11 protein-coding genes and 1 other annotated feature are annotated in these 24,098 nt (G+C 31.9%); all 11 genes read right to left on the bottom strand.

Features of this window, described 5'->3' with window-relative positions:
- Positions 1 to 3: 3 nt before the first annotated feature.
- The 11 genes from rpoD to J5A73_RS02130 all read right to left on the bottom strand — a co-directional run bounded on the left by rpoD (position 4) and on the right by J5A73_RS02130 (position 24,096).
- Positions 4 to 1,182, bottom strand: coding sequence for an RNA polymerase sigma factor RpoD (gene rpoD, locus J5A73_RS02180; RefSeq protein ID WP_211616227.1), 1,179 nt, complete (start codon positions 1,180 to 1,182; stop codon positions 4 to 6).
- The gene (gene dnaG, locus J5A73_RS02175) at positions 1,182 to 3,011 is read right to left on the bottom strand and encodes a DNA primase (RefSeq protein WP_249069347.1); all 1,830 of its coding nucleotides are present in this window, start codon (positions 3,009 to 3,011) and stop codon (positions 1,182 to 1,184) included. The genes rpoD and dnaG overlap by 1 nt, the downstream gene beginning before the upstream one ends.
- A 116-nt stretch (positions 3,012 to 3,127) precedes the next feature.
- Positions 3,128 to 3,337: a DNA-directed RNA polymerase subunit omega gene (gene rpoZ / locus J5A73_RS02170; protein WP_211616225.1), complete on the bottom strand. Its 210-nt coding sequence runs from the start codon at positions 3,335 to 3,337 to the stop codon at positions 3,128 to 3,130.
- A gap of 41 nt (positions 3,338 to 3,378) precedes the next feature.
- Entirely contained in the window at positions 3,379 to 3,969 is a 591-nt protein-coding gene (gene gmk / locus J5A73_RS02165) for a guanylate kinase (protein ID WP_249069456.1), read from the bottom strand.
- 31 nt (positions 3,970 to 4,000) lie between these two features.
- On the bottom strand, positions 4,001 to 5,248 hold the full coding sequence (locus J5A73_RS02160; RefSeq protein WP_211616223.1) for an RNA-guided endonuclease TnpB family protein: 1,248 nt from the start codon (positions 5,246 to 5,248) through the stop codon (positions 4,001 to 4,003).
- A gap of 427 nt (positions 5,249 to 5,675) precedes the next feature.
- Positions 5,676 to 5,792 (bottom strand): MarR family transcriptional regulator, encoded by a 117-nt coding sequence (locus tag J5A73_RS02155; protein WP_080667958.1) that lies wholly within the window; start codon positions 5,790 to 5,792, stop codon positions 5,676 to 5,678.
- Between the two features lie 146 nt (positions 5,793 to 5,938).
- Positions 5,939 to 9,961, bottom strand: coding sequence for a DNA-directed RNA polymerase subunit beta' (gene rpoC, locus J5A73_RS02150; protein WP_211616221.1), 4,023 nt, complete (start codon positions 9,959 to 9,961; stop codon positions 5,939 to 5,941).
- A gap of 68 nt (positions 9,962 to 10,029) precedes the next feature.
- Positions 10,030 to 13,476 (bottom strand): DNA-directed RNA polymerase subunit beta, encoded by a 3,447-nt coding sequence (gene rpoB / locus J5A73_RS02145; RefSeq protein WP_211616219.1) that lies wholly within the window; start codon positions 13,474 to 13,476, stop codon positions 10,030 to 10,032.
- Positions 13,477 to 13,814: 338 nt separating this feature from the next.
- A complete protein-coding gene (gene rplL, locus J5A73_RS02140) occupies positions 13,815 to 14,183 on the bottom strand; it encodes a 50S ribosomal protein L7/L12 (RefSeq protein WP_211616216.1) in 369 nt (122 codons plus the stop codon).
- A 48-nt stretch (positions 14,184 to 14,231) separates the two neighbouring features.
- Positions 14,232 to 14,741, bottom strand: a complete 510-nt coding sequence (gene rplJ, locus J5A73_RS02135) for a 50S ribosomal protein L10 (RefSeq protein WP_211616214.1) — start codon at positions 14,739 to 14,741, stop codon at positions 14,232 to 14,234.
- A gap of 10 nt (positions 14,742 to 14,751) precedes the next feature.
- Positions 14,752 to 14,922 (bottom strand) — a sequence feature (ribosomal protein L10 leader region).
- Between the two features lie 171 nt (positions 14,923 to 15,093).
- Entirely contained in the window at positions 15,094 to 24,096 is a 9,003-nt protein-coding gene (locus J5A73_RS02130; protein ID WP_211617246.1) for an autotransporter-associated N-terminal domain-containing protein, read from the bottom strand.
- Positions 24,097 to 24,098: the final 2 nt, after the last annotated feature.

Below are 24,098 nucleotides of genomic sequence, written 5' to 3'. Positions count from 1 at the left end.
TGTCTAGCTCCTATAATCTTCTAATTTTTTTCTTCTGCTTGGATGTCTTAATTTTCTTAGCGCTTTCACTTCAATTTGTCTAATACGCTCTCTTGTCACATTAAAAATCTTTCCAACTTCTTCTAGTGTCTTTTGTGATCCGTCATCAAGTCCATATCTATATCTAAGCACTTTTTCTTCTCTATCATTCAATGTCTTTAAAACATCGTCAAGCTGTTCTTTTAAAAGCACTCTTGTAGTTGCGTCGTAAGGATTTGCAAATTTATCATCTTCCACAAAATCTCCCAATTCGCTATCTTCTTCGCTTCCAACAGGTGTTTCCAAAGAAATTGGATCCTGATTCATTTCAAGTATATTTTTAACTTTTTCAACTGGCAATTCCAATTTTTTCGACAATTCTTCAGCAGTCGGCTCTTTTCCAGTTTCCTGCAAAATAATTCTGCTTTCTTTTTTTATTTTGTTAATTGTTTCTATCATATGAACAGGTATTCTTATTGTTCTTCCCTGATCTGCAATTGCTCTTGTTATAGCTTGTCTTATCCACCAAGTCGCATAAGTCGAGAATTTAAATCCTTTTTCATACTCAAATTTTTCGACCGCTTTCATAAGACCCATATTTCCTTCTTGAATCAAATCCAACATTTTTAGACCACGATTAGTATGTTTTTTAGCTATACTTACAACTAATCTCAAATTAGATTCTATTAGCTTTTGTTTTGCTTCCTCATCTCCATTTAAAACTTTTTGCGCATATTCTATTTCTTCTTCATAACTCAAAAGCGGTATTTGACCAATTTCACGCAAATACATTTTAATTGGTTCGTCCACATCCATGCTCTCAGCCATTTTAACTAAATCTGCCTGTAGTAATTTATCTACTTCCGTGTCGTCAATTTCACTTTCCACAAACTCATCGCTTCCATCCTCAAAGTCAGAAATTTCCATTTTTTCTATTTCTTCCATAGTTTTAGGAACTTTCAACAATTCATTTTTTTCTTTTAGTGTATCAACTATTTGGACACCGTCGTCAGATAATTTTCTTATTAACTGTTCTATCTTTTCAGGCGGATAATCCGCTGGTAGAGCGGCATTAATTTCTTCGTAACTAGCTACTTTCTGCTTTCTTGTTTCTTTTATAAAATTTGCGAGACTGTTTTTTAATTTATTTTTATTTTCAGACATTATTCTGGTCTCCTTATTTCTTCAAATTTCTTATATATTTCTTTTAATTCCTCAAATGTATGAAATTCTTTCCCAAGTTCCATTTCAACTTCTCTCTTTAATTTAAATTGCTTTGCTCTTGAGAGATTTTCATTAATCTCATCTATTTCTCTTCTCAGCCAACTTTCAAATATTTCGTTAAAAAAACTTTCTTCACTTTCAGTTTTTCTGTCAGAAAGACATCTTAGACCAAATGTTTTTTCTTTTTGCTCTTCAGTGAGATCAGTTTCATTTATTTGCAAAACATTTTTTACTGCAAAGTTTATCTCTTTTAATTTTGAAAATAAAGCGCTATAAAATTCACTTGTTAATTTTTTTTCCATGAGAAACTTAACTTTTTCTTTTTCTAAATTAAAATATTTTATGCAATATATAATTGTCTGTTCTTCTAAATCATCATATAAATTTTTACTCTCTTTTTTATTTTGTACCCCTTTTTTTTGATTGTCTTTTTTTATGTAATTATTATTTTTAAATTTTTTTATCTGGCTTTTTTCAACTATAAATTCCTGTCTTAAATATTTTTCTTCAATTCCAATTTCGTGCGACAATTTTTGAATATACAGTTCCTTATCCAACTCTGTTTCAAAACTCTCAAAAAATGGCTTAAATTTTTTAACTAATATCCGTTTGGAAGCAATTTCTTCCATATTCAAATTTTTTTTAAATTCAATTAATAAAAAATCGTAAAAATCGACTGATTTTTTTAAAGTTTCGATAAACTTTCTCTTTCCATATTTTCTCAAAAATTCATCTGGATCTTTCACATTTTCAGTTATTCTAAGACATTTTATTTCAAAATCCAGCTTTTTTAAAATATACCCAGCTCTTATAATGGCATTTTTCCCAGCTTCGTCGTTATCATAAGCAATTATTATATTTTTTGTGTATCTTTTTATCAAACTTGCCTGTTCTTCAGTAAAAGCTGTTCCAAGACTTGCAACTGCAGTTTCAAAACCATGTTTTCTTACCGTCAGTACATCCAAATATCCTTCCATCAGCATGGCAAAGCCTTTTCTCTTAATAGCTTCTCCACGATTTTTTAATCCAAATAATTCCTTACCTTTTTTAAAGACGACAGAATCAGCTGAATTTAAATATTTGGGTAAATCCGTATCCTTTTCAATAATTCTTCCGCCAAAACCTACAATTTTATTTTGGGGATTGTAAATTGGAAACATAATTCTATTTCTAAAAGTGTCATACACCACTCCCGATTCATTCCTTTTTACAAGTCCCAATTCCAATATCTTTTTTTCAGAAAAATTTTTCTTTACTAAATATTTAAACAGCTCATCTCTTTCGTTCAAAGAAAATCCTATTTCAAATTTTTTTATATCTTTCGGTAAAAAACCTCGTTCTTCCATATATTTCAATGCTTTTTCATCATCTTTTATGGCATTTTTAAAAAATTCGTGAGCACTGCTTAATATTTCATAATATTCTTTATATTTATTCTGATTAATTTCATAATTATAATTATAATTATTTCCAAAATTAGATGTCTTTAATGGAATGTTGTATTTTTGTGACAATTCTTTTACTGCTTGTGGAAAATTTACATCATTTATCAGTTGATAAAATTTTATTACATTTCCACCAATCCCTGAACTAAAGTCATAAAACATATTTTTAACAGGACTTACTGAAAAAGATGGCGTTCTTTCTTCTTTAAAAGGAGAGAGCCCCATGTATCCAGAACCTGATTTTTTCAAATTTACATACTCTGAGATTACCTCTACAATATCTAAATTATCTATTAATTTCTGAATTTCCTTTTTTTCATACATAATTTTATTCACTCCCTTTTATTTTTTTCTAAGGGATTTCTTTAAATAATTTTTAGATGTTACACTATAAGTATAATTTGATTTTTAAAATAGTCAATACTTTATTAAAAAAATTTTTAATTTTCTTCATCTTCTTCTTTTTTGTTATTATAAATAACTTCAACTTCATCATTCATAATGTCAGAAAAAACATCATCCATAACTTCAAATTTTGATTTATCTTTTTTTAATTCTACTTTTGCAATTTTTCCTGCTATAATTGCTAACTCATATTTATTTGGCACTTTTTCCAATAATTCATCTATTGTTATTTTTTCTTTTTTCATTGTTTTAAAAAGTTTTTTTAAAAACTTTCTCCTTTCAGAATTTATAAATTTATAATTTTTATTAAATCGTTGCAAGACTGTTCTATTTCTTTGTTTATCACAACATAATCATATTCTTTTTCATATTCCAGTTCTTTTTGAGCATTTTTAAGTCTTAGTTCAATGACTTCGTCACTGTCTGTCTTTCTGTTTCTAAGTCTATTTTCCAGCACTTCCAAATTTTCTGTTTTAAAAAAGACTAAAACAGCATCTTTTTTCTTTTCCTTCGCAATTAAGGCACCTTGAACATCAATTTCTAAAATGACATTAATCCCTTTTTCTAAATTGTCTTCCACAGCTTTTTTCAATGTCCCATAATAATTTCCATGAACATTCGCATACTCATAAAATTCATCATTTTTTATTTTTTGTAAAAATTCTTCTTTTGTCAAAAAATAATAATCTTTTCCGTCAATTTCCCCATTTCTAGGCTTTCTTGTAGTTGCAGAAATTGAAAGTGGAATATTTAGCTTATCTTTTACAATCTTTGTAACTGTTGATTTCCCCGACCCAGATGGTCCTGAAACAATAATTAATTTCCCTTTCCTGAACCTCCCACGATAAAGTCGCAGGGTTCTAAAATCTTTAAAAATATTCAAAAATTTTCTAAGAAGTTTGATAGCTTTACACTACCCTTATTCTTCTAGGTGTGTTCAGCTCACCTCTATTGTATAGGACGCTTAAGTCCACAACTTTACTTTTTCTTAATATATTTAATGCTCCGTTACAATCTGCATTTAATTGATAGCCTTTACTTGTTTGATATAGTCCTCTTTTTATCCTTTTTCCACTGAATATATATTCTTTTTGATTTTCTTTATCATATATTGGAATCTCATCTCCATCAAAGAAACTTGCTTTCGATGTATAACTCTCTTCTTGCAGTTTAAATTCTATTCCATATAGTTTACATAGATATATTAATTTATCTCTTAATTTTCCATATGGTATATTTACAAAATTTTGATTATTTATGCTTCCTATATTTGATTTTCTTTGAAAATCCTCGTTATATCCTAGAACTAGTTTTCCTATATCATTGTTAAGACAATAATTTATTATTATTCTTGCTGCTTTTGAAAGATAATCATTTATACGATTATTTCTTTTTCTAACTATTCTTTTTTGCCTTAATGTTATATGCTCTATCTTTTGCTTATCTTTAATGCTTTGCAATTTTGCATTTATCTTATTATAGTATTGATTTATTGATTTTAATTTTCTACCATCTATTATGAATGATGCTCCGTTATTAGTTACACAAGTACAAAGATTATCTATACCTAAATCAATTCCTAGTACATTTTCTTTATTTAATTCCCTTTGAACTTCTTCTACCTCGTAAGTATATTGAATTTCAAAGTACCTAGAATGTTGTTTTGGTATTATTCTAATCTCTTTTATCTTCTTGCCTTTTAATACTGGTGGTAGCTTAATTTTAACTTCCTGATGAGTTTTCTTAAACGAATTTGAATAAGGAACTATCAGAATATCATCTTTTAATCTTACAAAACCTATAATAAGAGTTGTAAAACCATCTTTATCAAGATATTTAGGTAATTTTATTTTTTTATTATCATATTGACCATTTTTAGCAAGTTTCAAAAGTCCAAAAAATGATTTGAAACTTCCGTCTACTTCTTTTAGAATTTGTTGAGCCATATTAGAATTTAATTTTTTATAGTTCTCACTATTTTTAAGCATTTTATAGTTTTCATTATAACTTAAATACTTTTTCTTATTAAAATAATACTGTCTAATATTATATATAGCTTCATTAGTTAAGTTCTTGGCTATATGAGATAAACATTTTAAATTCCTAAACTCATTTTTACTAAGATGTTTTACCTGTTGTCTTAATGTTAAATACATATATAATCACCTCCTTTTCATCAGAGATATTATACCATGTATTCTACATTTTATCTGTCAAAAAAGTAATATTTTTTATTTATTTTTAAATATTTTTAAAGTTTTTAAAACCCCACAACAGCGGGAAGCGTCGTTCACATAAGTACGCTACTACTTATGCAGTTCTCTCATGAACTTCTTGTTATCTCTAACAAGCACAGACTATATCTTATCCATAGTGTATTTTGGCACCTTAGGCGAAACCACTTCCAATACCAATCGCTTGTATTGTACTCCCCTCACGAGGGATAGTCGTTGAACTTTCCTTTTCAGGATTAGCTGCTGATTGTCTATTATCATAATGTTTAGGATTTAACCTTGCACCATCTAGTATATTTTTTCTGCTTTCGCCACCATCACACTTATACCATATATTATTACCTAGGTATTATGTTGTGGTTATACTAGCTTTAAGAGTTCCCAGCAATTCAGTTTCTTTGTTGCACGGTTTTGCTCCGTGTCTACATACAAGTTTCCCTATATGCTTACTAAAATTTTCGTACAATTCATCTCATTCCTTGCGTCGCGAGTGTTCTTGTACTATTTAATAAAATCTCCTCATTTGTTCTAAATTATTTGGAGCTAAAAACTAACTTCATATTAATGAGATAAGGGAAATTTAAAATTTCCCTTATTTTTTAAAAAATGTTCCTATTCTTCACCAGAAGTTTCTTCGTTTTCACTAGGTTTAACTTCATCTTCTAATATTTGATCTTCATCTTGTGCTTCTTGTACAATGTCAGATTTTAATCTTGCATCCAAATATAAATAGTCTTTAAATCCAGTTCCTCCTGGCACTCTCTTACCAATTATAACATTTTCTTTCATTCCTTCAAGTTTGTCAATTTTTCCTTCAACTGCTGCATTTGCCAATACTTTTGTAGTTTCTTGGAACGACGCTGCTGAAATGAAACTTTCTGTGTTTACTGCCGCTTTTGTAATACCTTGTATTACAGGTTCATAAGTTGCAGGATTTTTACCATTTGAAATTAATTTTTCATTTTCTCTTTCAACAATTTTCTTTTCAATTAATTCATCTTCTAAGAATAGAGAATCTCCAACTTCTTTAATTTTTACTTTTTGGAACATCTGTTTAACAATTATTTCAATGTGTTTGTCATTTACTGTAACCCCTTGTTCACGATAAACTTGTTGTACAGACTCAAGTATAAATTGCTGTGCTTCCACAAGCCCTTTAATTTTCAAAATATCGTGAGGTGAAACTGGTCCATCTGTAATTTTAGCACCTTTTTCAATCAGCATTTCGTTAGTTACAACCAGATGTTCTCCCACAGGAACTGTATATTCTTGAATCAATTCTCCAGTTTCAGGATCTTCAATCAAGATTAATCTCATACCCTTTTTCTTTTTATCTGAGAACACAACACGCCCTGCAAATTCTGACAAAATAGCTTTTCCTTTAGGATTTCTTGCTTCAAACAACTCTTGTACACGAGGAAGACCTCCAGTAATATCCTTATTTCCTTCTCCTGTTTTCAAGATTTTTGTAATAGTTTGACCTTTTTTAACATGATCTCCTTCATTTACCATTAAATATGCTCCATAAGGAACTGCATATTCCACTCTTCTGTCATCTTTTGTGTAAATTATGATTCTAGGGTTTACATCGCTGCTTTCCACAGGTTTTATAGCTACTTTTTCAGTAACTCCATATTTTACATCAATGTTTTCTCTTACATAAATATCTCTAAATTCCACTTTACCTTCTTCAGATGTAATAATTGGTGTTTGATAAGGATCAAATTCAACTAAAACTTGTCCTTTTTTAACTGTATCTCCATCTTTTACATGTAAAACTGAACCAGATTGAATTTCATATCTATGTTTTCCTATTATTAGACGCCCATTTTGAGAAACAACAATTTCTTTTCCTTCTTCATTTACAAGTGTAGAAATACCTCTAAATTTAACTTTTCCAGCAACATCCGCTTTGTAGTCAGATTGAACTGAAGCCGCTGTGGCAACTCCTCCAGTATGGAAAGTACGCATTGTAAGCTGTGTACCAGGTTCTCCAATTGATTGAGCTGCAATAACTCCAACTGCTTCCCCTTTTAAAATTTCCTTATGATTAGATAAGTCAAGCCCGTAACATTTTCTACAAACACCTTTTTCCAATTTACAAGTCAAAGGTGTTCTAATTTCTACTTCACGAATATCCAATTCTTCAATTTTTTTAATTAATTCATCATCAATTAAAGTATTTCTAGTTGCAATAACTTCTCCATTATGAACTAAATCTTTCGCTAAATTTCTTCCATAAATTCTTTCACTTAATTTTTCAATAACTTCCCCAGCATCCATCAAGTCCGATACGACAATTCCATGTTCACATCCACAGTCATCGTGGTTTACAATAACTTCGTGCGAAATATCAACAAGTCTTCTTGTCAAATATCCTGAATCCGCCGTTCTTAGTGCTGTATCGGCAAGTCCTTTTCTTGCTCCATGTGATGACATAAAGAATTCCAAGATGTTAAGACCTTCCCTAAAGTTGGCTTTAATCGGCATTTCAATGATTCTACCTTGCGTATCCGCCATAAGTCCACGCATTCCACCAAGTTGACGCATTTGCGCAATTGATCCTCTGGCTCCTGAATTCGCCATCATATAAACTGGATTAAATTCATCAAGGTTATCCATCATATCTTTTGTTACTTTTTCAGTAGCTTCTGCCCAAATACCCACTGTTTTTCTATATCTTTCTTCGTTAATAATTTCTCCAGCTTTATATTGTTTTTCGACTTCTGCCACATCTTTTTCAGCATTTTCAAGTATTTCTTTTTTAGTTTCAGGGATTTTCAAATCTTCAATTCCAACTGTAATTCCAGCAAGTGTACCATAATGGTATCCAAATTCTTTAATATCATCTAATAAACTTGAAGTTTTCTCAAATCCATATCTTTTATAAAGTTCAGCAATTAATTTTGCCAATTCTTTTTTTCCAAATGTAATTCCATAATTTCTAACTTCTTTTGGCAAGATCAAGTTAAACATCAATCTTCCAGGAGTTGTGTCAAGCAATTCATCTTCCACTCTCACTTTTACCATAGCATGAACTGACACTTTCCCACTTTGATAAGCAGTTATCAATTGATTTCTGTTAGAAAATAATTTTCCTTCCCCTTTTGCACCTTTTTTCTCTTTAGTCATATAATAACATCCCATGACCATATCTTGAGACGGTACTGCAATTGGTTTTCCACTTGATGGTGCAATAATATTGTTTGTCGCTAACATTAATAATTTTGCTTCCATCTGTGCTTCTTGTGAAAGCACCAAGTGAACTGCCATTTGATCTCCATCAAAATCGGCATTAAATGCAGAACATACAAGCGGATGAAGTCTTATAGCTTTTCCTTCTATCAAAATTGGCTGAAACGCTTGAATTGACAATCTATGCAATGTTGGCGCACGATTTAACAGCACAGGATGATTTTTAATAATTTCTTCGATCAATTCCCATACATTTTCGTCTTCTTCTTCAACCATCTTTTTGGCAATTTTCACATTAGATGCCAGCTCTCTTTTTACCAATTCTCTCATCAAAAATGGTTTATAAAGCTCAAGTGCCATCTTTTTAGGAAGACCACATTGATTCATTTTCAAGCTTGGTCCAACGACAATAACCGATCTTCCTGAATAATCAACCCTTTTTCCTAATAAATTTTGTCTAAATCTACCTTGTTTTCCTTTTAACATATCAGATAGTGATTTTAACTCTCTGTTGTTTTGAGTTACAACTGGTTTTCCACGACGACCGTTGTCAATTAAGGCATCAACTGCTTCCTGAAGCATTCTTTTTTCATTTTTTATGACAATTTCAGGTGCTTTTATTGACATCAATTTTTTAAGTCTTATATTTCTGTTAATTACTCTTCTATACAAGTCATTTAAATCTGAAGTTGCAAATCTTCCTCCATCAAGCTGAACCATTGGTCTTAAATCAGCAGGAATTACAGGAAGCACTGTCAAAATCATCCATTCAGGTCTATTTCCAGAAAGTATCAAATCTCTTACTATTTTTAGTCTTTTTATAACTTTTTTTCTCTTTTGAGATGAATGTTCCGTATCCATTTCATTTTCCAGTTTTTTTTCTAATTCTTTCAAATCAATTTCTTCTAACAGCGCTAAAACTCCTTCAGCACCCATTTTTGCCGTAAATCCGTTTTTAAATTGACTTTCATATAACTTATATTCTCTATCTGTCAAAATCTTACCTTTTTCAAGTCCAGTTTCTCCTGCATCAGTTACAATATATCTTGAGAAATACAAAACTGATTCCAGTTCTTTTGTACTTATTCCAAGTAAAAGACTCATTTTATTAGGTGTTCCTTTAGAATACCAAATATGTGCAATTGGTGTAGCAAGTTTAATATGACCCATTCTTTCACGACGAACTTTTGAAGTAGTTACTTCAACTCCACATTTTTCACAGACTATCCCTTTATAACGCATTCTTTTGTATTTTCCACACGCACATTCGTAGTCTTTCGATGGTCCAAATATTCTCTCGCAGAAAAGCCCTTCCATCTCAGGTTTAAGTGTTCTATAGTTTATTGTTTCCGCTTTTGTTATTTCTCCATATGACCATTCCAATATTTTTTCCGGCGATGCCAGTTTTATTTGAATACTATCAAAATCTCTTATACTCATTAATAAGAGCCTCCTCAATATATTTATTCCACTTTTTTTAAAAGAAAGTGGCAAACTTTTTTATTTTTTTATGCATCAACATTTTTATCTAGTTCAATTTGTTGTCCATCTTTATCATAAAGAGCTACATCTAATCCAAGTGACTGGAACTCTTTAATTAACACTCTAAATGATTCTGGTGCATCTGCTTCTGGCATTGCTTCTCCTTTTACAATCGCTTCGTAAGTTTTTGTTCTTCCACTTATATCATCCGATTTTACAGTCAACATTTCTTGTAAAATACTTGACGCACCGTAGGCTTCCAGTGCCCAGACTTCCATTTCTCCAAGTCTTTGTCCACCAAACTGAGCTTTTCCTCCAAGTGGCTGCTGAGTGACAAGTGAATATGGTCCAATTGCTCTGGCGTGCATTTTATCTTCTACCAAGTGGTGAAGTTTTAACATATACATTCTTCCAACTGTGACAGGATTGTCAAAAGGTTTTCCTGTTCTTCCGTCAATTAATTTTACTTTACCAGTTCTGCTATATCCAGCTTCTTCCAAGTATTTTTTCACATCATCTTCACTAGCACCATCAAATACAGGTGTTGCAATATATTTGTTAATATCTCCAATTGCAAGTCCCAAGTGAACTTCCAGTACCTGTCCAATATTCATACGAGATGGCACCCCAAGCGGGTTAAGGCAGACATCAATTGGTGTTCCATCTTCCAAATGTGGCATATCTTCAATTGGCAACACTCTTGAAATTACCCCTTTATTTCCATGTCGTCCAGACATCTTATCTCCAACCATTATCTTTCTTTTTTCAGCGATGTAAATTCTAATTAATTTATTTACTCCAGCTTTTAAGTCATCTCCATTTTCTTTAGTTAGCTCCAATACATCGACAACTGTTCCTTTAACTCCGTGTGGAAGTCTAAGCGAAGTATCCCTCACATCTTTTGCTTTTTCTCCAAAAATTGCACGAAGCAGTTTTTCTTCTGCAGGTGGTTCAGTTTCCCCTTTAGGTGTAACCTTTCCAACCAAAATATCATCTGGCACAACATGCGCACCAATTCTTATAATTCCATTTTCATCCAGATTTTTAAGCGCTTCTTCAGATACATTAGGAATTTCTCTCGTAATTTCTTCATCTCCCAATTTTGTCGTTCTAGCTTCTGTGTCAAATTGTTCAATATGAATCGAAGTAAATACATCGTCTTTACGAAGTCTTTCTGAAATCAAAATTCCATCTTCAAAATTGTATCCTTCCCAAGGCATAAACGCAAGTAAAATATTTTTTCCAAGCGCTAAATCCCCACCAGCTGTTGATGGTCCATCGGCAATTATATCACCTTTTTTAACTTTTGCTCCCAAATCAGTAATTGGTTTTTGATGCAGACACATAGACTGATTTGATTTTTCAAAGTTTAAAAGTCTGTGTGAATATTCTTTTCCTTCATCATCTGTCACAACTATTTTTCTGGCGTCGACATAAGTAACTGTTCCAGTCGCTTGTGAAGTAATCACTGCTCCAGAATCCACGGCAACTTTTCTCTCAAGTCCAGTTCCCACATAAGGAGCTTCTGTTTTAAGTAACGGCACAGCTTGACGCTGCATATTTGATCCCATTAACGCACGATTGGCATCATCGTGTTCCAAAAACGGTATTAATCCTGCTGAAACTGATACTAACTGCTTAGGTGACACATCCAAAATATCAACTTTAGATTTGTCAATATGCACAATTTCATCTCCATAACGGCAAACAACTTCATCTGTCAAAAAGTTTCCATCTTTGTCAATTGGAGTATCTGCTTGTGCGATAAATAATCCTTCTTCTTCATCTGCCGCCAAATATTCGATGTCATCAAAATCTGCTTTACCATTTTTAATTTTTACAAACGGAGTTTCGATAAATCCATATTTATTAACTTTCCCATAAGTTGAAAGTGAAGCAATAAGTCCGATATTCGGTCCTTCTGGCGTTTCTATTGGACAAATTCTACCATAGTGAGAATTGTGAACATCACGCACCTCAAATCCTGCTCTATCTCTTGAAAGTCCTCCAGGTCCTAACGCAGAAATTCTTCTTTTATGAGTCAATTCTGACAACGGATTTGACTGATCCATAAATTGAGATAATTGTCCGCTTCCAAAAAACTCAAGAATTAAAGCATTCAATGGTTTTGTATTTAACAAACTTTGTGGCGTTAAAGTTGTAATGTCTTGAATAGTCATTTTTTCTCTTACCATTTTAGACATTTTTAACATTCCACCTTTTATTTGAATTGAAAGTAGCTCTCCAACTCCTCTTACACGACGGTTTGACAAGTTGTCAATATCATCTGTAAATCCTTCTCCGCTCACAAGATTTTTTACATATTCAATTGTATGTAAAACATCTTCTTTTGTAAGTACAATTTCGTCTTCTGGCACATTAATTTTAAGTCTTTTGTTAATTTTATATCTTCCCACATCGGCTAAATCATATCTTTGTGGATTAAAAAACATTTGTTTTACAAGCGATCTGGCACTGTCAACTGTAACCAAATCCCCTGGTCTTAATTTTCTAAACACTTCAATTACAGCTTCGTCATTTGTTGTTGTGCTATCATTTAACATAGCATTTGCAATAATTCTATCTTCAGGTTTAACTTCCCAAATATCAAGTTTTTGAAGTTTTTCATCCAATATTTTTTCAATGACAACTCCGTCAATCAATTCTTTAGATTCAACAATAAATTCTCCTGTTTCCTCATCAATTACATCTTCTCTTACAAAACTTCCTTCCAGTTTCGAACGCAAAACATCATCTAATTCGTTCCCTTTATATTTTTCATAAATTTCCGATAAATCAACAGTTTTCGCTTCAAAAAATTCATCCATAATTTGTTCGTTTGATTCAAAAAAATCAACTGCTTTTAAGAAAACTGGAAGTAAAACCTTCTTCCTTCTATCAATTTTTACATTAAGAACATCATTTTTATCCGTTTCGAACTCAAGCCAAGTTCCTTTATAAGGAATTATCTTTCCGATAAATACATCTTTTCCTGTCTGAATGTTTAATTCTTTATTAAAAGTTATTCCTGGAGATCTATGAAGCTGTGAAATAACAACTCTTTCTGCACCATTTATAATGAATGTCGCTTTATCTGTCATAAGTGGTATATCTCCAAAATGAACTAGTGTTTCCTGAATTTCTCCTGTTCTTTTATTAGTTAATTTTAATCTAACTTTTAATTGACCGGAATATGTCTTACCTCTTTTTTTACACTCTAGTTCGTCGTTTAATGGCTCGTCATTTTCGTGAATTTCATACCACAAGTATTCCAATTTTAGCAGTCCGTTGCTTGATTCAATTGGAAAAATTTCGTTAAAAATTGACTCAAATCCTTTATTTTCTCTTTTTTGAGGTGGCAATTTTGTCTGTAAAAAGTCTTCGTAAGAATTTATCTGAAACTCTAAAAAATGTGGCATTTCCCCTCTGTCTACTATTTTTCCAAAACTATATCTTTCAATAAGTTTGTCCATTTAAAAAATTCCTCCCTGTCATAGAACATATTCACTTTTATTAAAATTAAATTCTAAAATTAAACTTTACTTGAATGTTCTTATTTAATTTGATTTTTATATTTAATTATTTTCAAAATCCACAAAATAATTAAATTTTAAATTTTTTTCAACATAAAAATTAATACAAAAAAGACCGTATTTATACGATTTTCTCTTTATATTCCAAAATATATTTATCAAATTGTAAAAATCCAATAAATATACTTTAATTTTTATATTCAAACGCAAAATAGTGGAAAAAGACACTCCCTGTTCTTTCAAAAGAGTGTCTTAACTATTGATTTGGCTTAAGTGAACTATTTTAATTCAACAGTTGCTCCTGCAGCTTCTAATTTACCTTTAATTTCTTCAGCTTCTTCTTTAGATGCTCCTTCTTTAACTGCTTTTCCTCCAGCTTCAACTAATTCTTTAGCTTCTTTTAATCCCAATCCTGTAATTGCTCTTACTTCTTTAATTACTGCTAATTTAGCTCCTCCTGGAGATACTAGGATTACATCAAATTCAGTTTTTTCTTCAGCGGCTCCTCCTGCTGCGGCTCCTCCTGCTACTGCAACTGGTTGTGCAGATACTCCAAATGTTTCTTCAATAGCTTCAACTACTTCTTTTAATTCTAATACAGACATAGCTTTTAAGTCTTCTATAAATTGATCTTTATTAAATGCCATTATTTTATTTCCTCCTAAATTATTTTTATTTTAAATTTTTTCAGCTTACTATTCAGCAGCTGGTTCTCCATTTTCTTTTTGTTCTGCTACATTTGTTAATGCTACAGCTAACATTCTAACTGGCGATAACAATCCGTAAGCAATTTGACCAAGTAATTCTTCTCTTGATGGTAATTTTGCTAATGCTTCTACAGTTTTAACATCAACTCTTTTTGCATCAACCATTCCACCTTTGATTACTAATTTGTCTTTTAATTTGTTTCCAAATTCATAAATTAATTTTGATGGTGCAACTCCATCTTCGTAACCTACTGCGAAAGATGTTGTTCCTTCTAACAAGTCATCAAAATCTTCTTCAATTCCAACTTCTTTTAATGCAATTTTCACAAGTCTATTTTTCGCTACGAAATATTCGACTTTTGATTCTCTAGCATTTTTACGAAGTTCTGTGTCTTCATTAACACTGATTCCTTTATAATCAACAAAAACCATAGCTTTTGCATCTTTTAATTTCTCAGTTAATTCTTTAACTGCATCTAATTTTGCTTGTGCTGGCAATTTGTTCACCTCCTCAAATAAAAAAGCCTCTGAAACAAAAACAATAAGCCAGAGGTATTATTATAACGAAATCTATCTAAGAATTTTTATTAAATCTTCCAATAATTCATTACAACTACCTCGGTAGGATTTTATGAACTTCCATTCTACCTACTGTCTTTGGTTATAGTTAAATAATTTAATTATTTTCACTATTTACTATCAAGTATAATTATACATTATTTTTCAAAAAAAATCAAGTATTTTTTTTAAATTTTTAAGCAAAAAATGAGAACCTAAGTTCTCAAAAACTTAAATTCCCATTTTTTTAATGTATTAATCATTTTATGAACTTTTTTCTACAAAGTTTTTACTAGAATATAAATCTAAGTCCAGCTCCACCTCTGAAGTTTTTACCAGTTGAATCATATCCAGCGTTTACTGTAAATCCAAGTCTTCCGTTGTCTATTCCTAAGTTTAGATCAGCTTTGTAGTTTCCTTTTTTGTTTTCTTTATCTCCACGAATTGAGAAGTAGTCTGTCCATGCTCCTTGAATTCTTGCTTCATTTGTCACATCATTTACTCTTCCTAATTCTTTTTCATATCCTAAACCTAAACTTGCAACAAACATTGATTTTTTGAATACAGGTTGTTTGTATGTAAAGTCAACACCTAAGTTTGGTTTGATTGAATGATAATCATTTCCTTTAACATCCAATGACATTGTTCCATCTTCATGGAATGAACTATATCTTCCGTATTCTAGGTCAATTCCTACATGTGGTTTAATTGCAAATCCTTCACTTAATCTGAATGATTTAGCTAATTCATTTTTAAGAGCTACACCGTAAGTATAGTAATGAGCTTCCGCATCATATTGTTTGTCAACTACCCAGAATCTACGGTTTGTATCTGTTCTTCCGAAGTATCCTTCTCCAGCGATTGTCCAAGTAAATTCTCCGTTTACATCAAATGGAGTTGTTTTGAATAATCCACCTTTAATCATAGCTTGATTTTCATGAGATCTAGCAATATCTTTGAATGAGAAGTTGTTGTCAACTACACCTGTGTACCAACCATGTTTTTCACCTTTGTAAATTGATTCACCTTCGTGAACTGCTACAAATCCTCCAGCGTAATTTTCATAATCAGGGATTCCTTTTGTATCAGTCTTGTATTCTCCTCTTTCTCCAAATGCTTTATACTTAGTTGAATCTTTAGAAGGGTTTCCAACCATTCCGTTGCCGCTCATAACTCCGCTAACTTGAGAATCGAATACTTTTTCAGTAGCTACAGTTCTTTGTTGGATTCCACCATAAATATGCGCTCTCATTTGATCAAACGCTTGTGCTAAAATGTGTCCTTCTCCATTTCCTAAGCTGTTTAATTTATTGAAGATTTCTTTTTCGTTAGTATGGAAATCAACGATTTCATACACATTATCCAAGTTGTTTGTGAAGTTTACAAGTGAAGTATCATCATCGAATGCAAATGAATGGTAAGGAACTTTACTCATGTAAACATCTGTCAATTGGTTCTTATCGTCAAGTTTTGCTGCTACTTGCCAAGTTAAACTTGCAGATAATGGATTTACTACAGCTCCACCAGGTAAGTTAGTAAGTGAATCATTAAATGGTTTTAAAATATTAGTTCCCAATCTTATAGCTTTTGCATTAGTATACAATGTTGCTTCAGATCCGAAGTATAAGTTTACTTCTCCTAAGTTTTTCAAGTTTTGAATTCCATTAATTGGGTTACTGTATTTAACTCCTGATGTATCTACATACATTCCAATTGATGTAACTTCTGATAACTGGTCTGTATGATAGTTATTCCACATCTTGTTACCCCATCCATCTAATTGAGATAGATCGATTATTCTTGTTCCACCAGTTTGAATACTGCTTGTAATTGAAATTTTTTCTCCCCATTGACCTTGTGTTGCTGCATCTGTGTCAACTGTGAAGATTGGAGTGTTTACTCCATCAACTGTAATAGTTGTCATCGGTACTACGCTTGGCATTGCAATAGTTGTTCCAACACCAGTTGTCTTAGGATTTCCTGAAGTATATTCAGCTATTGAGTTTTCTTTTCCACCGTATAGATCCTTAGATCCGTCTTTTCCATTATTTTGTCCAGCTGTTGTAGCTTGTGAAGAAGTATATTGCGCATCTGTTGGACTCAATATTTTAACTGGATTTCCGTTTGCATCAACGATAAATCTTGAACTGTCAGTTACAATTCCATTAGAATTTTGTCCTGTTACATTAATTGTACCATAGTTCTTAATGTAACCTCCATTTATTGCAACCACACCTCTAAGGTTATTTGCACTACCTTCGATTGTTCCGTAGTTTTCTCCAATTGCTCCACGGTCTAAGTACATACCTGTTGAATTATCTCCAATTAATTCGATGTTACCATAGTTAATTGCTCTTGAACGAGAACCAGTTGCGAACATTCCAATTCCATCTTTTGCTTGAACTACAATGTTTCCTCTATTTATTACATATCCGTCAGCTTCTGTCTTAACAAAAGTATTGTTTGAATCATAAACATTTCTACCTGCTGCCATTGCTGCTGAATATCTCATATTTTGCGTATCAGACATTCCTGTAATAATTTTACCGTAGTTTGTTGAAGCTATATCAGGATTTTCTGAAACGATACCTAAGTTTCCATATCCTAAGTTTATTGTTTCTCCTGTAGTCTTATCAACTGTTGGATTTGCAATATCCCATTGACTTCTTAAATCAATTATTCCGTGGTTATCAATGCTTCCTGCTGTACGGTAAGCTGTGTTGTAATCTCCGTTCATTGTTATATTTGCATAAGTTGTACCTTTAGAGTTTTTATCAGCTGAGTAGTAGTATACTGCGTTACCTTGTTCGTAAACTTCTTCAGGTATTGCTGGGTTAGTTGGAACATGTGATTTAACTTGTCCACCAGCTTTAGTGTTTGAAGCTAAGTTAATTGTTGGTGAGTAAGTTGGACTACCAATTGTTACATTTGTAGTTGCACCACCGTTGTTTTCAGCTAAAACGATACCGTATGAATATCTGTCAATATCCATGTTAGCACTTACATCAACATTTCTATTTTGTTTAGACAAGTTTTCGTTGCTTCCAATATAAACTCCGACTGCCGCATCTGTTGTTCTTCCTGGCAATAAGTCAGTTGCTGCTGTGTAGGCAGTTTGTCTGTTAATTGGGTAAGCTCCTGCTGCACTAGAAGTTCCTTTTGTTGTTTGTTCGTGTCCTAAGACTGTGTCGTTACCAACTAATAATTTAGTTCCTTTTTGAATGTTTACAGTTCCGTCTCCAGAGTAAACACCGTAGCTGTTTCTGTTAATTGTAATTGTACTTTCACTTCCGTCAGCTTTTGGTCCTGTTGTTACATTGTAACCGTAAATTCCAAATCCTCCGACATTTTGGTTAGAAGTTGTTCCAACTTTGATGTCTCCGTGACTTTCTATGTAAGTGTTTGCTCTTCCATTTTCATGGTCATTAGCCAAAATACCTACATTTACTTTTTTAAGGTCATTCTTTTCAACATTTGCTGCATCTGACAACAATGAATCAGATAATTCGATGTTACCCCAGTTTACGAAGTTTCCGCTGTTTACAACCGCACCGTAAGATCTTACATGAGTTTTTGATGTATCTTCCTTGATATCTCCGTAGTTTGTTACTGTGTCTAATCTTCCTTTATCTGTGTTTACTAGGATTCCTGCGATTCCTTTGTATGTTCCTGTTCCAGCTGTAATTACTGGCGCTGCTGCACCTGGTGCAGTTTTAGATTTTTCAATTGCCAATGTTACACCTGCATCGCCATTGTTGTTAAATTTGATGTCCATATAGTTTGTTGCATTTGTTCCACCATAAGTATTGTTTGAATCTGTGCTTCCAAATACCATTGCAAATCCTTTTTTATTGTCATATCCTTTATAGTTGTAATTTAATGTTTTTGCTCCTGCAATTCTATCTGCATGGCTTGAAATATTTGAATCATCAGTTACCCAAACTCCTGCTCCGTCGCTTCCTGTATCAACAGTAAGTCCAGTAGAATCTCCTTTGAATCTGATGTCTGCACTTTCACCATAAATACCAATACCATTTTCGAAAGTTAAAATATCTGCTGTATTTGCAATTCCTTTATTTTGAGTGTTTAGAGTGATAATTCCACCTCTGTTTGCAGCTGTTCTATCTTTATCGTGTTCAACTAGTGCAATACCAACACCTCGTAAGGCTTTATTTTCTTTAACTGTTTGCGTACCACTTGCTGTTCCAGCTCCATAGTTTACTTTAATAGCATCTGGTGAAGTTGAATTTTGGTTATCGTAAGCTATATTAATATTTGATTTTTTAGCATATTGATCAGTAAAAGTTGTTCCTGATTGATTAATATTTTCTCCATAAATACCAACTGCTAATTTACCATCTACTTCAATACTACCATCTTTATTTTCGATTTCTACTTTATTTTCTCCATATCTATTTCCACCATAATTTTGATGTTCCCTAACATTTTGAGTAGAAATTCCTACGATACCATAATTTTCACCTTTTGTAGAATCTACTTGAGTTTCAACTGTTGCTCCTGTTCTTGGTGTTGCTGTTAATCCTGTATATCCAGCTTGAGTAGCAGGATCATATTTCCCAGTTACATAGATTTTACCTTCATTTTTCAAGATACTTCCATCTGTTCCAACGATTCCGTTTCCGTGATCAACATAAATTTTACTGTCTTTTTGATTATCAATTGTACCATAAGCAACATTAACTCCTGTTATACTGTCACCTGGATTAGCACTTCCACCCCATACATTTAATTTTGCTTTTTTCAATATATATCCTGAATCTTTAGCTTCTGTTTTCACTAAACTTGCTGTTGATTCACGTCTATTCTTCAAATCATCATCATTCCAACGATATAAAGAATTTGCCATATTTAATCCTTGTTTCTTACCTGCTAAATATTTTACATCTCCAGCAACATTTACATTATTATCAAATGTAACAAGTTCACTTTCCATTGCTATATCATTGAATGGATCATTTGCATTTTTATTTGTAGCTCCAGTAATTGTAGAATCACTTCCAGTTACTAAATGATCTTCCAAATCAACATCAGCTGTTACTTTTAATTTACCATTTATAAGTGATGTTGAGAACGAATATTCATTATTAGTTCTCTTAGAATTTGTACCAAAATTTTCTATTTTATTTAATTTAGCATAATCTGCAATACCTTGTAAGAAGTTTGTTCCTGTACTACTTGCATTTCTAGTAGAATCCCAATTTAATTCTTCACCGTATTGGTTAACCAGTCCTAAATTAACATCATTAGATAATATTTTGACACTAACATTTTCCATACCTCTATATTTTGCATTTTTATATTTAGTTTGTTCATCTTGTGTAGCAGGTATACCAGCTCCTTTGTAGTAATCAGAAAATCCTCTGTTGTAATCCCTTGATAATGCATTATTATGATAATATTCATTTCCAACCAATAGAACACCGTTATACATATCTATATTAGTAGTGTCATTAAATGTTATTGCTGCTTCATCATTGAAAGAACTACGTTTTACAAAGAATGGTGCAACATTATTATGATCACTTCCAATTAAATTTTGTCCTGTACCACTTCTATTAGGAGATACTTTTACAGTTGCATTAGTCGTATCTGTTATTACTGTTGCTACATCATTATTTTGATTTACAATATTACCTTTAAATTCTATGTATCCATTATCTTCAGCATAAAGCGCACCTTTAGTTCCAGATATAATAGTTGCACCGTTTCCATCTGAAGTATAAATTACATTTGATCCAGATCCTGAAGCATATGCTCCAAGTCCATATATCAATGATCCTTTATTATCAGCATCTTTCGTATCATCGGCTTCTTTTGCATCTGTCGGAACAGTACCACTTGTTTTAATAAGAATATCCCCACCATTAACAGCATATGCTGCTATATTATTATAGGCTTGTAATTTATCAGCAGCTGTTGAACCTAACACATTGGAACTAAATACTCCATCATCTGCTGCAACAATATCCCCCTGAATTTCAATTAAAGAACTATCCATGTGGATATTACCTTTTTTACTTGCATAATTTCCATTATTTTCATGTTTAACATTCGTTACATTGTTACCATCTGCATAAGCAATTACTGAATTTGTTCCTCCAGCTCTTGTATTTATTTTATCAGTACCATTTTTAAGAATACTAGAACCTACAGTTACTTTTCCTCCTTTTTCTGCTCTATAAGCTATACCTGATTTTGAAGCCATATCAACAGCTGAACCAATAATTATTTCTGAAGGACTATTTGTAAGCGCTGTGGGTGTACTATCGTACATTAATCCAGACCAATCCCATACTCCTTTCGAATATGCAATTGTTGTTCCAGTCGATCTTAAATCATAATCAGTTGTATAACCCCATTTATAAGGAGAAAAATTTCCTCCAGATTTATTATCAAGAACTATTCCATCTGAAATTGTGTTAACATGATTACTTGCTTTATCTCTATTATAGTTATTACTATCATTTTTTACTTCTACTACTGTCCCTTTTGCTGAATATACTAAAGTTCCATTAGTTGAATACTTAGAAAATCCTATATTTAAATCACTTACATTTAAATTAGATAATGTATTTCCTGATCCGCTAGTATTATCTCCGATGGCATCATATGTTCCTAATCCTTTACGTTGACCAGAAACAGCATAAACTCCAACATTTGCATCACTTGCACCATTTCCTCCTATAGAACCTTGTAATTTTATCACATCACTATCACTAATTCCAAAATATCCTATTTTCCCTTCATTTCCTGTTCTAGCATTTCTAAAATCAACATTAGATCCTGCAAAATACGCAACAGCATTATTATTTCCATCTATTGTAATAGCATTCAAATCAACACTACCAGTTTTTACGAAACCTAAATTAGAAAAAACTATATTTCTGTCACCATCAACATCTATTAAACCATACCCATTATTATAGCTTGCTATCATAGCATTAGGATCAGCTGTACCTGTTGAACTTAGACCACTTCCATTACTGATCTTCAATTCCTTTATATAACTGTTATTTTTATACAATTCATTATTATTACCTGCTACCTCAACATCTAACATACCTGTAATTTCTACTTTTTTATTTGTATCAGTAGCAGCACTTGTCATTCTTCCATTTTGAATATTAAATCCTATAGATCCTTCAGTATTTGGATTGGAACCATTACTACCATTACCAGTTAATTTCATGTATGTTCTATAATGAGTATTTCCTGGAGTAGAAGCTGTACTGAAAGTTATTGTTTTAGCTTTAGTTACACTATCATTTACATTAATTCCAACTCCTATTGAATTATTAGATACATCAAAACTACTATTTGCAGCATTTCCTGTTGCATTCATAGTAAATCCTTCACTATCATATAAGTAAATTCCACTACTTGCATTTCCACCTGAAACAGTAAAAGTATTAGCACCTATAAAAGTATGTGGTTTTTGTGTATTAAGCGTAATTCCTGTAGAACCTGATCCTGAAACTGTAGCTGTTATATTAGAAAAATTAGTAGCTAATCCATTTTGTAAATTAGCTCCATTGGAACCATTACCAGTTACAGAAAAACTTGTGCTATTAATATTACTCAATGTTGAACCTGATTGTGCATAAATACCATTGGAACCATTACCGCTACCACCAACAGTAAAACTAGAACTTTGTACGGTACCTACTGTTGCTCCACTTTCTATATTAATACCGTTAGAGCCATTTCCACTAATTGTAAAATCATCGTCTACAGTAGTTACAGTAGCTCCTCTTTTTACAAATACACCATTGGAACTTCCTCCACTAACTTTAATAAATCCTCTACCATAGTTATCGATAGTTGAAGAAATTGTTCCAGAACTTAAATAAATTCCATTACTTTCAGATCCTCCAACACTTATTTCATCTCTACTAGAAGTTATTGAACCTCCTGTTAAAAAGATTCCACTTGAACGACTACCATTCACAATATAATTACTACTATTACTACTATTAGAACCACTTGTGATTAATACTCCTGTGTTATAGTCGTAACCATTTACTACACCATCATTTACATTAAAATTAGAATTAGTTATATTAGCTGTTCCAGTAGAATATATACCATTATTATTATTTCCATTTATATTAAAAGTATTAAATGAGCTATTTACTGTTCCAGCAGAATATATACCATTATTACTATTTCCATTTATATTGAATTGATTATAATAATTTCCAGTTGAATAGTCTATAGTTCCTAAATTATGTATACCATTATTATTATTTCCATTTATATTAAAAATTGTATATCCATCATCATTAACAAAATTCAAAGTTCCAGAACTATTTTTTACAGCTGTAAAACCACTACCTCTGTCTATATTAAATTCAATATCAAAAGTTCTACTTCCAGTATTTATAATTGAAGGATTAATAGTAAAATTATTACTAATATCTAAAAATATCTTATCTGCTGTTGAACTACCTGCACTAATTTCACCGTAATTACCTGTATGTTCATTATAAAATTGATTATTTCCACCTGTAGCACCATTTAAATTCGAATATGAAATATAATAACTAGAGGAAGTTAAATTATTAACATCCGACATATGTATTACCCCTCTAGTAAGAGCATTTATACTTGAACCAGTCCAACTTGTTCCTGTATGATACCATCCAACTCTATTAGTTGACCCTCCAATTTTTAAATTTCCAGGTGATGCAGTTGTCAATGTTGCACTTCCAGAAGAAGTATTATTATTTTGGTTATTAGAATGATCAGAAGTTGAAGTAGTTAAATTAAGACTATTATATTGTGCTGCATTGTAATCATCTGCTATTTTAGGATCCGTATATTCTTGTCCATTCACATTAATCGAATACAGTCCATAATATGCACCGTTTAAAATTTTTATTTGTGGATTAAACTGCGGTCCATCAATCATAGTCATAGTATCCATTCTAGTTGCAGTAGGCGGCGTATAAGATTTATGCACATTAGCCGGATTAATTACAAGCGCATCTGGCTCTTTATTTCTTTTAATGTGCAAGTTAGTTGCTCCATATTCATGTAAGTTTGGATCATATACATATTTAGTCAGATCATTAGTTCTTCTATATTTAATATCGTTCTGTTTTCCTCCACGACCTTTGAATGAAGTTCCCCAAGAATTGTAAGTGTAACCAAATCCAAATTGTTGAGATCCCCATGGTGATTTTACAACTTGGTCACCTTGTTCCATTAATTTTACTAGTTCAAGTGATGAACCTTTGATTAGCTTGTCATTGTCCTTTCTTGCGTAATTGATTT

The organism is Leptotrichia sp. oral taxon 218, assembly GCF_018128225.1.
Lineage (GTDB): Bacteria > Fusobacteriota > Fusobacteriia > Fusobacteriales > Leptotrichiaceae > Leptotrichia.
Note: the sequence above shows the minus strand (reverse complement) of the source record. Positions and strands in the feature narration are given on the sequence as shown.

Coding starts and splice junctions, on each gene's coding strand:
- rpoD (WP_211616227.1), bottom strand. CDS start 1,182: ATGTCTGAAAATAAAAATAAATTAAAAAACAGTCTCGCAAATTTTATA.
- dnaG (WP_249069347.1), bottom strand. CDS start 3,011: ATGTATGAAAAAAAGGAAATTCAGAAATTAATAGATAATTTAGATATT.
- rpoZ (WP_211616225.1), bottom strand. CDS start 3,337: ATGAAAAAAGAAAAAATAACAATAGATGAATTATTGGAAAAAGTGCCA.
- J5A73_RS02160 (WP_211616223.1), bottom strand. CDS start 5,248: ATGTATTTAACATTAAGACAACAGGTAAAACATCTTAGTAAAAATGAG.
- rpoC (WP_211616221.1), bottom strand. CDS start 9,961: ATGAGTATAAGAGATTTTGATAGTATTCAAATAAAACTGGCATCGCCG.
- rpoB (WP_211616219.1), bottom strand. CDS start 13,476: ATGGACAAACTTATTGAAAGATATAGTTTTGGAAAAATAGTAGACAGA.
- rplL (WP_211616216.1), bottom strand. CDS start 14,183: ATGGCATTTAATAAAGATCAATTTATAGAAGACTTAAAAGCTATGTCT.